The sequence below is a fragment of the Advenella sp. EE-W14 genome (assembly GCF_012923605.1).
GTDB classification, from domain to species: Bacteria; Pseudomonadota; Gammaproteobacteria; order Burkholderiales; family Burkholderiaceae_B; genus Advenella; species Advenella alkanexedens.
Genome location: NZ_JAAVNG010000009.1, coordinates 366,826 through 381,230 on the forward strand (window position 1 = coordinate 366,826; position 14,405 = coordinate 381,230).

General features: G+C 43.2%; 18 protein-coding genes. 5 read left to right on the plus strand and 13 right to left on the minus strand.

Annotated elements, in window-relative coordinates; all coding sequences use genetic code 11:
* Window positions 1-11: 11 nt before the first annotated feature.
* From HCX92_RS09045 to HCX92_RS09095, 11 genes are all read right to left on the minus strand, one after another.
* Entirely contained in the window at window positions 12-1,217 is a 1,206-nt protein-coding gene (locus tag HCX92_RS09045) for a phage major capsid protein (RefSeq protein ID WP_169294616.1), read from the minus strand.
* The gene (locus tag HCX92_RS09050; RefSeq protein ID WP_169294617.1) at window positions 1,214-1,858 is read right to left on the minus strand and encodes an HK97 family phage prohead protease; all 645 of its coding nucleotides are present in this window, start codon (window positions 1,856-1,858) and stop codon (window positions 1,214-1,216) included. Before HCX92_RS09050 ends, HCX92_RS09045 begins: the two co-directional genes overlap by 4 nt.
* Window positions 1,848-3,068: a phage portal protein gene (locus HCX92_RS09055; RefSeq protein ID WP_169294618.1), complete on the minus strand. Its 1,221-nt coding sequence runs from the start codon at window positions 3,066-3,068 to the stop codon at window positions 1,848-1,850. Before HCX92_RS09055 ends, HCX92_RS09050 begins: the two co-directional genes overlap by 11 nt.
* Window positions 3,069-3,071: 3 nt before the next feature.
* Window positions 3,072-4,760, minus strand: a complete 1,689-nt coding sequence (locus HCX92_RS09060) for a terminase large subunit (RefSeq protein WP_169294619.1) — start codon at window positions 4,758-4,760, stop codon at window positions 3,072-3,074.
* Window positions 4,757-5,209, minus strand: coding sequence for a terminase small subunit (locus tag HCX92_RS09065; protein ID WP_169294620.1), 453 nt, complete (start codon window positions 5,207-5,209; stop codon window positions 4,757-4,759). The genes HCX92_RS09060 and HCX92_RS09065 overlap by 4 nt, the downstream gene beginning before the upstream one ends.
* A 131-nt stretch (window positions 5,210-5,340) precedes the next feature.
* Window positions 5,341-5,655, minus strand: coding sequence for an HNH endonuclease signature motif containing protein (locus HCX92_RS15050; protein WP_169294621.1), 315 nt, complete (start codon window positions 5,653-5,655; stop codon window positions 5,341-5,343).
* Window positions 5,652-5,969, minus strand: a complete 318-nt coding sequence (locus HCX92_RS09075; RefSeq protein ID WP_169294622.1) for a hypothetical protein — start codon at window positions 5,967-5,969, stop codon at window positions 5,652-5,654. The genes HCX92_RS15050 and HCX92_RS09075 overlap by 4 nt, the downstream gene beginning before the upstream one ends.
* Window positions 5,970-6,146: 177 nt before the next feature.
* Window positions 6,147-6,515 carry a hypothetical protein gene (locus HCX92_RS09080; RefSeq protein WP_169294623.1) on the minus strand — a complete coding sequence of 123 codons (369 nt, stop codon included), beginning with the start codon at window positions 6,513-6,515 and terminating at the stop codon, window positions 6,147-6,149.
* 349 nt (window positions 6,516-6,864) lie between these two features.
* Window positions 6,865-9,213, minus strand: coding sequence for a VapE domain-containing protein (locus HCX92_RS09085; protein ID WP_169294624.1), 2,349 nt, complete (start codon window positions 9,211-9,213; stop codon window positions 6,865-6,867).
* 2 nt (window positions 9,214-9,215) lie between these two features.
* Complete coding sequence (locus HCX92_RS09090) at window positions 9,216-9,497, minus strand: hypothetical protein (protein WP_169294625.1); 282 nt, start codon at window positions 9,495-9,497, stop codon at window positions 9,216-9,218.
* Complete coding sequence (locus HCX92_RS09095) at window positions 9,491-9,799, minus strand: hypothetical protein (RefSeq protein WP_169294626.1); 309 nt, start codon at window positions 9,797-9,799, stop codon at window positions 9,491-9,493. Before HCX92_RS09095 ends, HCX92_RS09090 begins: the two co-directional genes overlap by 7 nt.
* Before the next feature lie 87 nt (window positions 9,800-9,886).
* On the opposite strand from HCX92_RS09095, the gene HCX92_RS09100 reads away from it, so the two are divergent.
* On the plus strand, window positions 9,887-10,057 hold the full coding sequence (locus HCX92_RS09100) for a hypothetical protein (protein ID WP_169294627.1): 171 nt from the start codon (window positions 9,887-9,889) through the stop codon (window positions 10,055-10,057).
* A 43-nt stretch (window positions 10,058-10,100) separates the two neighbouring features.
* Here the strand turns inward: HCX92_RS09100 and HCX92_RS15055 are convergent, their stop codons facing one another.
* Window positions 10,101-10,364 (minus strand): YdaS family helix-turn-helix protein, encoded by a 264-nt coding sequence (locus tag HCX92_RS15055; protein WP_169294628.1) that lies wholly within the window; start codon window positions 10,362-10,364, stop codon window positions 10,101-10,103.
* A gap of 65 nt (window positions 10,365-10,429) precedes the next feature.
* On the opposite strand from HCX92_RS15055, the gene HCX92_RS09110 reads away from it, so the two are divergent.
* The 4 genes from HCX92_RS09110 to HCX92_RS09125 all read left to right on the plus strand — a co-directional run bounded on the left by HCX92_RS09110 (window position 10,430) and on the right by HCX92_RS09125 (window position 13,726).
* Complete coding sequence (locus HCX92_RS09110; protein ID WP_169294629.1) at window positions 10,430-11,116, plus strand: helix-turn-helix transcriptional regulator; 687 nt, start codon at window positions 10,430-10,432, stop codon at window positions 11,114-11,116.
* 39 nt (window positions 11,117-11,155) lie between these two features.
* Window positions 11,156-11,836, plus strand: a complete 681-nt coding sequence (locus HCX92_RS09115) for a hypothetical protein (protein ID WP_169294630.1) — start codon at window positions 11,156-11,158, stop codon at window positions 11,834-11,836.
* A 173-nt stretch (window positions 11,837-12,009) separates the two neighbouring features.
* Window positions 12,010-13,125, plus strand: coding sequence for a hypothetical protein (locus HCX92_RS09120; protein ID WP_169294631.1), 1,116 nt, complete (start codon window positions 12,010-12,012; stop codon window positions 13,123-13,125).
* Window positions 13,126-13,165: 40 nt separating this feature from the next.
* On the plus strand, window positions 13,166-13,726 hold the full coding sequence (locus HCX92_RS09125; RefSeq protein ID WP_169294632.1) for a hypothetical protein: 561 nt from the start codon (window positions 13,166-13,168) through the stop codon (window positions 13,724-13,726).
* Window positions 13,727-13,914: 188 nt separating this feature from the next.
* Here the strand turns inward: HCX92_RS09125 and HCX92_RS09130 are convergent, their stop codons facing one another.
* Entirely contained in the window at window positions 13,915-14,121 is a 207-nt protein-coding gene (locus HCX92_RS09130; RefSeq protein WP_169294633.1) for a hypothetical protein, read from the minus strand.
* Window positions 14,122-14,405 lie beyond the last annotated feature (284 nt).

A 14,405-nucleotide genomic window follows, 5' to 3' on the forward strand; every position in this document is an offset into this window, starting at 1 on the left:
AGCCCCTTTTTTTATACCGAGAAAGTACCCTTCACAAAAGCATAAGGACGACGAACGGCCAGACCCAGACGCTCTTCCACTAGCAGAACACGTTGATTTTTAATAAAGTCATCATTAATCATGCCAACCTTAACGGTAAACGCCATTCGGTCATAAATTCGTGCACCCTGGGCAAAAGAACCAACCAGAAACTCTCCGCCGGTGGTAGTACCATCTCCCTCATCCATGGAGTCAGATGTAACAACGGGACGGCCCCACAGGATTGGGGTAACGAGACCTTGAAGATTGGCAAACAAGTATCGGTTCGTGGTGTCTTTCTGCAGCTCAATATTCATCCAGTTCAGCTCAGGCATCACGACCGCATCGGCCGAACGTTTAGACTGTTTACGGACCTGATAAATTGCACGACGGACCGTATCAATATCAGTATCACCGGACTTGGCCAATCCAGAATCATATGTGGTTGCCTGGGTCATGACGCCATTCAGGTTATTGCCGGTACCCACACCCTTCAGAATCTGGGTTTCTTCTTCCAATTTAAGGTCATATCGTAACAATTCCTGAATATAACCCCACAATTGAGGCACATCCTGTTCTGCTTCTTCTGTGATAGGCATCCAGACAGCCAGTTTCTTGACCGTATCCGTTTTTTGTTCAAAGGTTACACTGCTGCTTGGTTTTGCGGCACCCTCAGCAACAGGCGCTGCACCATGGGTATGCAATAACTCGGCAAAGAAACTGAAACTGTTTCCTTGGTTAACCGGGATCGATGGAATCAAGTCCCTAATTTTAAGCTCTTCACGTGGCTTGTCCTGGATTACCGGATCATAAACAGGTGCCACAATGCCAGCGCTGGTGACCTTGGTTTCCATCATGGAAAGCATATCGGACTTGGTAATTTCAATTTCAGCCTTGTCCTGTTTACGTGAGGTCATAGACTGATAATCGGCATTGGATTTCACCAGATCAATAAAACCTTTTTTAACGCCACCTGGCATTTGTAAACGGATCCCTTTTTCTTCCAGCTCCTGAACCTTGTCAATGGCTTTTTGAAGTTCACCTTTCTGGTTTTCAATGGTGCCCTTCATTTCCGCTGTGATTGCTTCACCCTTGGCCAAGGCTTCTGATACGTTATCGTACTTTTGTTGCAGGTCGGTAAAGCCTTTTTTAAGCTCGGCTTCAATGCTCTCTCGCATTGCTTTGATTTGATCAGTCATTTAGACTCTCCAAAAATAGATTTGATGATATTTTCAAGATTCTTCAGCTCTTCCACGGTCTCCGTGTCCATCTTGACACCATCGCGGTGCAATGCTGGATAGCCGATTGAAGCAACTGCCGCTGCCTCTTTTTGTGATAGGCCCATGCGCTCACGCAAGGCACTTTCAAAAATTCGTATATCTGACTTGACACTTAGTACCTGTGCTTCCGGGTTCATGCCAAATGGCACAATAGACCCTTCCCAAAGTTCCGCTTCCTTGATGACACGGATTTTCCTGCCATTTCTGGTTTCCATGTCATAGTCGATTAGGTTGAATCCAATTGACATGGAGTCCAATGTGCCATCTTTCATCAATTCATAAGCGTCGCGAGCATAGCTAACGTTCAGGTTGATCTTTCCCTTCAGGTATAGGCCATGATCATCTTGTTGAAAATCGGCAGCGCCAATCAACTTTGTCAAGTCATGAAAAAGGGCCAGCTTTAATTTGCCGGCCCTTGTGGTTTTTATTCTTGTGAATGCCCCGGGAATAATTACGTCATCACCAAGGTCAATATTATTAAAAACTGAAACATAGCCCTCAAAACTGCCTGTTTCATCAACTGATTTCACCTCAAAAGGTGCTTCGTATTTAGTCAACATTGGATTGCATCTCCCACCGCGTCACGCGGCCATAATCGCCACCCAACGGTGGTAAATTTTCTTTTTCCCGAACTTCATCAATAGACATCCAGCCAGAACCACCTGAACCGCCCAAGGCAGACTGATAATAGGATGCCCGCGCTGCTGAATCCCCACGCAAAATACCCTCAACGACAAATTCCACAAAACGGTTCGTTCCACCAAAAATTTTTTCGTTGAATTCGTCCTCAATAGCATCCAGGTATGGCTTGACACCAAACTTGACGAATCCACCTACCTGTTGTTCAAGGTTGGATCCCATAATGGATGTCTTACTGGCACGATTGGCCAGAAAAAGGGGTACCCCCCAGATGCCGGCCAGTTCCTCTTCTGAAAACTGCCGAGACTCAATAAACTGGCTGTCTTTTTGGCTAAGACCAGCAGGGATAATGGTTGGCCCTCCCTGCAGGATGCCCATTTTCCCGATACTTTCCGTATCACCCGCCCTTACGTCAGGAAACTTGGCCATAATTTGTTTTTGTTGTTCTTTGGTCAGGAAGTCTTTGTAAACCACGTATCCACCGGTAAAGCCGCCTTTACGCATGAATCGTGATGACCAGTCTTGTGCGGCCTTAGCTGACCCCATGGTTTCAGCCATTGCTTCAACCGGAGACAGCCCAATAATCCCGTCTTTACTGAAAAGCTTGAAATGCAGCATGTTTTCAGGTGAGACCGGTATGCGGGCACCCTGAATATTCACATAGTAAATAAGTCCGATACCCTCATCACTCTGGTCAACATCTACGGACTCAACTGATACCGGTATAGTACCAATCCATTCACCCGATGAATTACGCTGGATCATGGCAAATCCATTGCCACATAAAGCCATATTCACAACCATAGCTTTAAGAAAATTCAACCGTGTAATCACGGGATTGGGCTTGCCTAATAACCGTAACTGCCTCCTGTCAGCTGGCTTTTCTTTGCTTACCAGTGAACGGTCTCCACCCACATCTTCATACAGCTTAAGAGGCAGCCCTGATACCGTTTCACTCAAAATCTTAATGCACGACCAAACCATTGGGATCGTAATAGCATTATCTGGTGTAATTGTGACACCCGCATTAGTGCCCTTTCCGCCAACTGACAGCTCAACATAATTTCCGCTTACCGGATCGTTATAGCCAAACATCCGCCACGATAAAGGGTTATACCAACGAAATGCCATGTGTTATCCAATCAATCCAAAAAAACCATGTTCCAAATAATCGTTCATGCCACCTTTTGCAGCTGGATTATCTGCCATCAATTCCACAGCGTTAAAAGCGGCCATCAAAGGGTCAATCTTTGCTGAGCCACTGGCCTGTTTTGTAATAAGAATTGAATTTCCCCTTGGTTCCACCTTCGCATTACCCACACACCAGGCCATCATTGCCTGGCCACCATGAACAATCCCGCCTTCAGCCAGTTTTCGCTCCATAGCCTTGATTGCCCCACCCAGTTTATAGCCCTGCGAAATAGCCACAATGACATCCTGAGGCACATCCTCTGCAATAATGGAGTCAATAAATGCGGCAATACCAACCGGGTCTACACCCACTTTATCTAAAAGACCGCTTCGATAAACTTGAGCCACAATCCTGCCAACCGCCTGGGCATCTTGCCCAATATGATCAACAATTGTTAAATCACCATCCCTGGCAAAATCATGAAAACGTGGTGCTTCCGCCTTCCTTCGCTCCAAAACAGATGGATGGGCCCAGGCATGCGTCCATAGCATCCATTCACGGGTTTCCTTGTCACGACCTATTATCGCTAGGCCAAGCAAGTCATCCAAACCGCCACCATCAATACCTACGGTGACTACTTCCGAGCGCTCAATCAACGCATCCAGCGTAAGCCCTTTTCTTGAGCCCTGCTGCTCCCAGAAATCAGCGCCTGGCCAACGGTCTGAACGTAGACTCAAACCAATCTCAATATTCAGATGCTTGGCCAAAAACTGCTGGAATGATCCATCAGTATTGCCTTTGAACCGGTTAAGCTGGTCTTTCAACCACGCCTGGCTTACCGATCTACCCAGATTTGGGTTTGTGATATAAAAATTTTCTGGCTTAAGATATGCCTTACTGGCAATCATGTCCTGCGGAAATTCATACAAAATGCCCAGTGTCCGCGAGTCGTGCACATTACCGTCACGAACTTCACGCCAATAGTTCAGCTTTTCCTTGAAAACGCCTGCAGGCGGTTCATCTGATTGCGTAGTCAGATAAATAACCCAGCCTTCAGGCCTCGATGCCAACCCGCCGGTGGCCTCCATAAACATGGCCTGTGCTCTGGGTTGTTTGCCAAAAAGCCATAACTCATCAACCAATATCCGACCAGATTTTTTACCACCAACAGTATCTGTTTCTGCGGCCACCACCTTTAAGCTGGATTTTGAAACGCGGTGCGTGATGGTCCGAATATGATCCTGCACATGGAATAAAGCCGACAACTCTGGATCAGCCCTTACCATGCCAGCCGCAGGCCGGAAGCTGTTGTCAGCAACTTCCTTTGTTGGGGCCAGAATCAGGTGCTCTTCATCTTCGCGCCAGCACAAAATAACTGCTGTCAACATTATTCCAGCAGCGATAGTTGATTTTGTATTTTTTTTGGAAATCAACAGCCCGTATTCACGGATCATCTGATTGCCGGTTTCCGGATCGCAACCGCCAAAGATAGCACCCACAAAATCAAAAACCCACTGATCCGAACATTCGCCAAAGGTGGGTTTGCCTGGTAAATCCACCACACGAAGCGCCTTGAATACATCCAGGGCCTCTTGGGCTTTCTCTGGAAATATCGGCTTCGGAATAATTGGAAGACGGCTTTTAAGGCGTGACTCCCAATCAACGCAAGTGGTTGTCCATTCAACGTTCATTTAATCAATGCCAGCTGAGGAGGTGCAGCCATTTTGAACCTGCCATTGACAACATCGCGCGCGGCATCTTCTACCTTATCCTTTTTGCCGCTTTCACCCATTTTCTGATGAAGATAAGGCAACAGCGCGGTAGCTGCCTGAATTCGTGTTTTTGGATCCAAAGCTGGATTATTCATCTCAGATTTCAACAGATCCATTGGATCATCATAAAACGCATCTGAAGGATTGACGCCAGCTGGTAAAGCATCACGGCCGGCAGCTGGATTGGAATCAGATTCAATTGACTTCAATCTTGCCAGGTGAGCAACAACATTTGGATGTTTCTCTAACCGAGACCCAGCCTGCGAGGCTGTTTTATCTGGGCAGCCGGCAGCCAACGCAGCGTCTTTTTTACTGAAGCCTGCAAATCTGGCTTCGGCATATAATCGTTGCTGATTGGTTAACGACATAAATTCAACTCATAGTTACTTAACAAACAAACTTAACAAAATCCGTTAAAGAGGATATTTTCTACGCGTGGGAATACAGCTGGTTTCCAGTGGAGCGCGATCTCAATATTTTGACCACCCCCCCATTGCGCTCAATATCGCCTGGGTTTGTATCCGCCATCCATTCTTGTTTTTTTATCGTGGCATCCATCAGGTCCATTGCACAAAATCTGACAATTTTCCTCAACATCCTCACCGCCTTGATGCAGCGGTACCCGGTGATCCAGCTCAAATCCATTCGGGAACAAAGTAAACCTGCCACACATGGCGCATTGGCCATCTTTTGTCCAGATCCTCAACCGCCTGTCTTGCAACCTACGACCAGTTAGACGCTTCTTTTCTGCCGGTGCAAATGTAACGGTTGGTTTATGCCTGGCAATACGAGGTTTCTTTGTTTGTAGCTTCATTCTTCTGTTGTTTTTGAAGAGAGTCCAGGTTCAACTTTGCTACTTTCAAATCCTTTACTGAGATTGATTGCTTCAATCAATCTGTCTAACTTATCTGAAACACGATCAAGCGCATGAATTTCCGGCAGAGTCGCAATACTCATGCCTCCCTCAAAAACTAAGACTTTTTGATCAGGGAATACAACGTCCAGACGTTCTCGCAGTGTTTCGTATTCGTTCCTACGGAGTACACCTGGTACCGTAATTACAATTTTTTGCGTATCACTGGGATTAAACTCACTTGGCCCGGTATAGCCACTCACTTTCTTTAACATACCCATTCCTTTTCGCAACAAACCCACCCGTTTAAGAACTGGCTTCATGTGGACACAAAAATGGCCCGAATCACTCCAAATGATCCGGGCCTGTCCCTACTGCTGCCCAGGCTGTCGCAACAACCGCCTGAACGTATCACAATATACCCGATCATGTATAACTTGCAAAATTGTTTATCAGCAGTTGGCGAGGATTTGTTTTTCACGCTCACGTCTGGAAATTAAGAAGTCATCAATACGCAGATCAGCATGACAAAGACGCCTGTGAATGGTTTGCCGGGTAATCCTCAGCTTAGCCACCACAACATCCAGGCCACCGTCCCAGGTGTACACTGCCACCACTGTGCGCTTAAGATCAAGGGGCAGGCAGGCAATGGCCATATCCATTTCAAGGCAGGCATCCTCCTGGTCTGCCGTGTAGTCAATAAAAGCGCCATTGTTATATTCTTTTGAAAAATCAATGCCGCGATACGCACCTATGCCTCCACTGCATTTCCATTGTGCCCAATCCTGCAGTCTTGCATCGATATATTGATTTCTGTTCATTGAGACCTACCTTAAAAAAACTGGACAACTGTAAGACAAAAAAATACGTTTAATAATCAATAATTTAAACAGCATGACCTACATGTCTGACGTCATGTACACATGCCCGCATATGCGCGGGTGCGCAGGCGGGTGCACGCTCACGCACACACACGCATACGTGCGCATGTGAGAAAATGGCTCGACAAGGTTGGACGTTAGCCATGCTATTGATTTTTAAGGTTTTTATCATGTCTTACCTGATTTGCTGGTTGGTTATCATTAAAAAAATTTAAAGCACAAAGTATCCCGCACCGTATTAAATACGGTGTAATCACGGGTATATAAGAGGGGTTAAGGGAAATTTATGTCATGCGGTCCTCTCTTGCCTGGCTGGCCGCTGGTAGTAATACGACCGCTGCTTACCACTGGTTTCCCGTTTCTTAATCCAGCCCAGCTTATGCATGATGGATCCAACCTTGGTCTCAGATTGACGCGTAGGGTTAATTCTGGCTGAATCCATGCCTATTGCATTGTGCAGTATTTCACTAACCGTTACGCGCTCCTTGCGGCGGTTATCAGGCTCTTCCAGCCATCTTTCAATGATCTGCTGCCAGGCATCGACAATCTCTCTCATTTCCTGTTCTGGCTGGATTAAGTTCAGTTCCTGTTCTCGTGTTGGATAGATTGGTTCGCCTGCCCTTACCTCATGCAAGGCTTGCGCAAAAAGTTGGCCCCTTACCTCCCTAAGGGCGTCCAGCTGTATTTTTGAGCACCGCACAGACCAGAACCGTCGGTTCCCCGTTGTGTCCTTGTGATATTCGTAATTATTGGTGGTGCCGGCAAAAACAACATGCCTGCGCTGGTCGATCATTCGTTTTTCATAGGGAAGGCGGTACCGGTCAACTGGCTGAGTAATGAATGCTTTAATCCGTGTAGCCTCAGTTCTGTTGAAAGCATCCAGCTCGGCAATCTCATAAATCCAGACGCCATTAATGGCCTGGTATACATCTTTACTGTTCAAGTCTAGTGGCGCATCTGAAAAATACTCACCACCCAACGCGCGCAATGCACTGGATTTTTGAATTCCCTGCAAGCCCTCAAGAATCAGTACGTAATCAGCCTTGCTGCCGGGCTTCATGGCCCTGCTAACCGCCTGCCTAAGCCATAACTTGCCCACTAACCTTGAATAGTCACTATCAGGCACCCCCAATAGATCTGTCAGCCAGGTTGATGTCCTGTCCATGCCATCCCATTCAAGCGAGTTCAAATAATTCTGCAAGGGGTGGAATTTGTTTCTATAGGCCACCATTTGGACCGCGTGACCAATATTAGCCAGTGATTTAAAAATAACTGGACCATGCTGTGCTAAAAAATTGGATAGTTCAAGATCATCATTATCAGTCCATTCACCCAGTTCGGCATTCCATGGCGTTGGCTTTACACGCATTACCCTTGCCGTGAAATCATTGAATGCCAGGCAACCTTTAAGCGCCGGATGATTTTCAATGCAAATAGCAACGTTTTCCCGGCAATCCTCATAACGATACCGTTCATCTTGCAACAGCAAGTTATACCACCCTTCTGCGGGAGCTCTGGAAGGGGTCTTCCCCCCTTTTGCGGCTTTCGCGGGTGCAGTATCATTTTGCGCTGGTTGAGCGCCCTCAGTATTTCCAGGCTGGCCAATCAAGCCGTTTTTATCGGTTTTTCTTTCATTAATCCAATCAATAAGCGATTGGGCAATTAAGCCTTCATCAATAGCATCGGCGATATCCCAGCCAGGCTTAACAACACCTGGCTGTTCAATCTTGACAAAGACCACATTGCACCCCTGGGCTGAAAGTATTTCTTCAATCTGAAGCGCTGCTTTAATGCCTGGCTGTTTTTCAAACGGCAAGTAACCCGTTTTTTCCCGATTCTGGATTGAATCAGTGTCTGGCCAAATCAACACATTACGGCCATTAATTGGCGCCCAATCGGCCTTAGCCACTGCATTACTGCCACCAGACCAGCTAACCACATCAAAGCGTTCAATTATTTCAGGCTGACTTCGGGCAGCATCCACGCATTTTTCACCCTCAACAATCAGTACAGGCTTTTCATTGCCAAGGTGTTCCAAGGCATAGAGTGGGCGTGGCGCTGGAAAATGCATCCAACGCCATGCAAACCGGTCTCCGCTGGTGCTACTGGAATCACGGGCATACACTAAAGGGGCAATTTCTTTACTGCCGTCTGATTTTGTAAACCTGTGTACGTAACCCAAAAGACGGCCCTGCTGATCTTTGTATGCCCAGGCCACATCTGGCCTGCCCCGTTTAATATGCGCCACTGGCGCAGGGGAAGCGTTTTCTGGTACCGGAAGAACGGGTACCCATGGGCTTTTGCTGGGCTCTATATTGGATGTTTTTTCAATTGCATTGGTAAAAACGGGATTAATACGCAATTGCTCTGCCAGCTCCTTTACGGCCTTGCCCTGATTGTTATTCGTGTATATAGCGGCATACAGGCTGACCAGATCGCCGCCCTTTTCACCGGTAGCGAAATCAGACCAGATTCCTGTTTTCAGATTGACACTGAATGAACTGCCTTCTTCCCCATTCAGGCTGCCGCACTGCCATTCACTATTTATTTTCCGGCCAGCGGGAAGCCAGGCTGAAACAAGGGATAAAGACTGCCCAAGGGCTATTTGAGCCACTTCTTTGAAATCATAGCGTTGCATTGTTAGATCCTGAAATAAGTAGTAGAGAATGTTGTTTGGTTTGAAATTTGACGGACAAGTGCGTATTTAGAAACAGGCTTATTCGCACCTTTAATTCGTGTTTTTTTTACTACACGAAGTCGGCCTCTAGACACCAGACGGGTGCAGGTTATTTCTGCTGCATTTACATTCAACTGCAATTGATATGCAATTTCTCTTGCACTTAAAGGATACTGAGAAGCCAATAGTTCAAGTATCGACTCTGCTATTGGCCCCAGCGGACGGCCTGGCTGTTTTTTTAACACTCAATACCTCCTGAGCATGCGCCCGCCATGTTGTTTCGCTCGCACCAGCAATTAGCGCCCAGTTGAGCGCCATATTTCAGCCAGTCAAGATATTTAGGGTCTACCAGAACAAGACCGCAAGCTGCCAGCAATGAATTCATGTCACGCAGCTGGATGCCCTGCTGGCCTGACAATACGCGGGAACTGCTACTGCTGGGGTCTTTCCAACCCACGGCATTAGCAATTTCGTCACGCGTGGCTGGATTGCCCAGCCGGCTTCTTATGATCTGTTCAACGGTGTTGTGTTTATGTTGTAGGGACATATTCAACCTCGTTCAAAATTATCTGCGTGCCGATGAATGAGCATCGGTGCAGAATGTAGTTAATGAAATTTTCTTGGAGTGAAAATTATGAAAACCCTTACTGCTGAAAAAACAGAAGAGCTGATGGAGCTGGCCATGTGCATTGCGCATGAGATCTTTGAGGATCCAGTGCAGGCGCATATAGCCGGGCTTTTTGATCGCCTGGTTTATGGATACTGGCATGGGGAATGTATTGCCAAAGCAGGCACTATTCATTGAAGGCCTCATTTTTACCGACTGCTGAAGGGAGGTGAGGACATGGTTATTCATTGATTTGTATGCTGGCGAGTTCAGGCCAGACCTTTGTTCCATCGTGCGGCCTGCAATCAATTCTTGTGACCTCGCCTTTTGAGAATACCTCGATCATTACCGCCAACTCATGAGGGACCGGACGGTATCCTGAGATCATCTGGGATAAATACGACTCAGAAACTTGCAAATGTCCGGCCAATTCACTGAATAGGCCTTTCCTGCTTTTTGCAAAACATCTGAGTTTTTTAATTGGGGTTGGTGTGCTATTTCTCATAACTTAACTTTAGCACATGCGAAAATTAATTACAAGCAAATGCGAAATTAGCAGACGCTAAAATTATGGACATGAAAAAAGACATGCGCTCAATTCGAAATAAGAACCTCCTGGCCTTAATTAACGAAAAATATAACGGCTCTCAGCAGTTGTTTTCTGAGAGGACCGGAATATCTCTTTCTCAAATCGGTCAGTGGCTGGCCAATCCTGATAATCCGAACTCAAGGAACATGACAGAAAGGTCGGCCAGAAAAATAGAAGCAGCCTGTGGGGTTGGGTTTGGGTCTTTGGATTTGGATGAAAAAGAAGAAATTGTTTTTGCTGACAACGATGAGTTTGATTTTGTTAAATTTGTCTGTATCAAAGTAACCGCCGGGATCAGTGGGTTTGCCGTTAACTACCTGGACGAGAATGAATATGAGCCAATTTATTTCAAGAAGTCATGGTTTCAGCGAAGAAACTACAATCCGGATGCCCTGTATGCAATTTCTGTAAACGGCAAAAGCATGGAGCCTACGCTCACGGATGGGTCAATCGTTATTGTTAACACCCAAGATACAAGCAAGAAGAACGAAGGGCTGTATGTTTTCAACTACCATGGCGAGCCAGTAATCAAAAGACTAATAAAAGATTTTGGTGGGTGGTACCTTTCCTCAGACAACCCGGATAAGGCAAGCTATCCAAGGGTTTTGTGTGATGAGAGTACGTTTATAGTTGGCAGGGTCGTTCATGCCCAATCTGAGTATTTTTAATTTTATAGAAAAATAAAAATTCAATACAAAGGCAATAGAATGCGTGACTTGATTAAAAAATTTACAACAACACTGGTGATTATGTCAATTTCATTACCGGCTCAGGCTTTTTTTGGTATTTTTGAGCCAAATGTAGATCCAGTTAAAAATCTACTTAAAGATCCTTATACTGCAAAATTTCATGATGTAAAAGATTTTGGAGAAGGAGTCATTTGTGGCTCTGTTAATGCTAAGAATTCAATGGGAGCATACACAGGAAAAGAACCTTTTGCTATCCATAACAAAATTGCCTACCTAGCTAAAGACAATCCTCAAGAATATCAATTTTTCTGTGTTTCTTATGCGCAATGCGTTACAAATAGGGAAAAATCCTCAAGCCATGAGTGCATGTTATATCTAATACAAAAAAAGGATGATGAAGACGCTCAAAAAAAAGAAATTGAGCAAACAAATAGAAAAGACCCTAGAAATAGGAAATTACGCTCATATGGACATAAAGCTTGTGATGACTCTTATAAATTTAATAATTACAAAAAAACTAATGATTTTTCAAAAGCTGCAGAATGCAAAATTGAGGTAAATAAATGTGTTGATAAATTTGGATCGTATGGTTATAAAAAAGTTGACAGTTGTCTGCAAAAAATCTCAATGATATCTGATACTTCTGGATATTTTTTATATTATCTTAGTTTAGAAAAAGATTTAAATCTTGAACAGTAAATCATGAACTACCACACGCTCAGCCTGGACGAGTGGCTAAGGAAGAATATTACCGATCCGGCAATTTGGGAATGGTATCGGCAGCAGATGAACGGAGTGCAGTGGATGCGTGAATGAGTGCGTTGCACTGACTCTGGGAAGAAGAGTTATTTGAAACGGCAATAAGGATAACAATGGATCAAGAAGCAAAAATCATATTTTATAAAATTGAAGAATGTGGATATTATAAATTTAGAAGTAACGATCACGTCTATGGTGATATAAATTTATTCTTGAGTGATTTAAAAGAATGGTCCAGTAGTAGAAATACCAAAGATACTAAACTATTTGAACCCGAACAAGGATCTTATCAACATCCAATTTATTTAGCAGATTTAAAAAATAACGAACATAACGATTGGGTTGTGGTATTATGGAATGAAGTACCAACTTCCGATGGTAATGTAATGTCATTACCAGGATTAAAAAAAGTAGGTAACGCAACTCTTAATTTATCTAGCGTAGGGCCTGATGACATACCTGGCTTCCCTACTTTTTTTTGGTTTATTTCCGATTCAAATTTAATTGCCACCATAAATATGAATCATTCATATGGTGGAAAATCTGGTATGAATAAATATATCTATGATTTTATTAAATATCATACTCCTTATGCAAAACATACAAAAAGCGAAGATTCATTAAAAAAGAATGTTGTTGCTTATCTTACACCCTCAAACAATGAGTTACTAAAATTAAAATCAAATTTAAAAATATCTCCAATTCGCATACTTGGTAATCATGAAAAAATAATTAACTCAGCTAATGAAATAGCAAGAATAACGACAAAAGCAGAATTAAACGCATTAACAAAAAACACAAAAGCTCTTTGGCAAAAAGTCACTGATTTTTTTGAAGTTAAAAACTATTCAATTCCAACAAAAGAAAAGGTGAGATTCGAATCAAGCTTTGAAGTTAATCTTACAGAAAAAGCAGTTAGAGAAATAATTCAGGGATGGGAGGAAGATGGCGGTATTGACTCAGGTAAAGACTATGGCTTTGAATTTAAAAAAAATCTCGGAAAAAAATTATGGCTTGGTGAGTCTTTTTTAAAAACTAGCTTCAATCTTAATTTTCCTGTTAAAGACTTTTCTAATTTAAATGCAAATCATTTATTACACGCATTGGACACACACAAAAAACATATTTTAGAAATAGTACCTAAAGAATTTAAAATAAAAGAATCGCAGAAAAAAATTGAAGAAAAACCACAAATAAGTTATGAAAAACTCAATAAAAAATCAACTTAATTTAAATCAAATATAAAAAACATAATTTTTTATAAACCCCATGAAAAAAAGATTCTTTATCCCATTATTCTTATTTACACCACTGGCATTAACCATACTGTCTTTAATATATGGAAAGAATCTTTCTTTCAATTCACAAAAAGAAATTTACAACTCATTATTAACAATTTCTTCTATAATACTTACAATTATAGGTATTTGGATAGCCATTGTATTCCCAGATAAATTAAAAATCACAAATAAAATTAATAAGCAAATTAATAATAATGAAAACATAGAAATCGGGCGTTTTTTTAAGCCATTAATATATTCTACAATAGTAATTATTTTTTCATTTTTATCTATATTAATAGGAAGCATTCTAAAATCTATCCCATGGGTTTTAGAATACAAAGAAATTGGAAGATCATTATCTTTATCAATTCTTACTGCTTTAAGTTTTATTTCAATCTATAGCCTATATCTTACTATTGCCTTAGCAAATACGATCAAATCAAATTCAGACGAAAATGATCACGCTAACGATATAAGACATCTATATGTAAACCCTGAAAATGAAATTTCAGAATTTGAAATAAGAAAAATTAAGGATCCTGATTAACCTCCAACTCCAAATCCGTCACCAAGCCACCGTCTCCCAGCCGGTGGCTTATTATTTTTACCAGCTATTTTTCTCATTTTTATTAGGTAAAAGTAGGCAATTTTAGCCTTTGTTGCAAATCACTCGAATTCCATCAACTTTGCAATAAAATTTTTACGCAAATATAACCCACCCGCTCCGGCGGGTTTTCAATTCAACCCCCACAAAAACCCCAAGGCTTCCCAAAGCATCCGCCCCACCCTTTTCTCCAGCTCCTCATCATCCCCCTCCCGCATCCAGGCGATAAATTCATCCATCGTCAATAAGTCCAGTCGTAAGTGCTCATTTTCGGTAATGAGAACAAAACCGCTGTCGTGTAAAAGATTGCCGTCCGGCAGTAATTTAAAAGTATTCATGAGCAAATCTTAAACCGGCGGCTGGCCTGAACCCGGTCAAGGTGGGTAATTTTAGCCATTGTTGATGGGCGCACAACCAACATAAAAACATCAAACTTACATTTTGTTTCTATAAATTTTCGCATTTGCTAAAATATGTTTCGCTTTTGCTTTACTTTTGTTTTCGCTTTTGCTAAAGTTAACTCATGCACTCAACGGAGCGCACGCTTCACAAGAAGCTTCTTTAAAAAACTGGACGATAAATAGCTGGCTACCTGAAAGGGTCGAGAAGCCAGCCTGCCCGA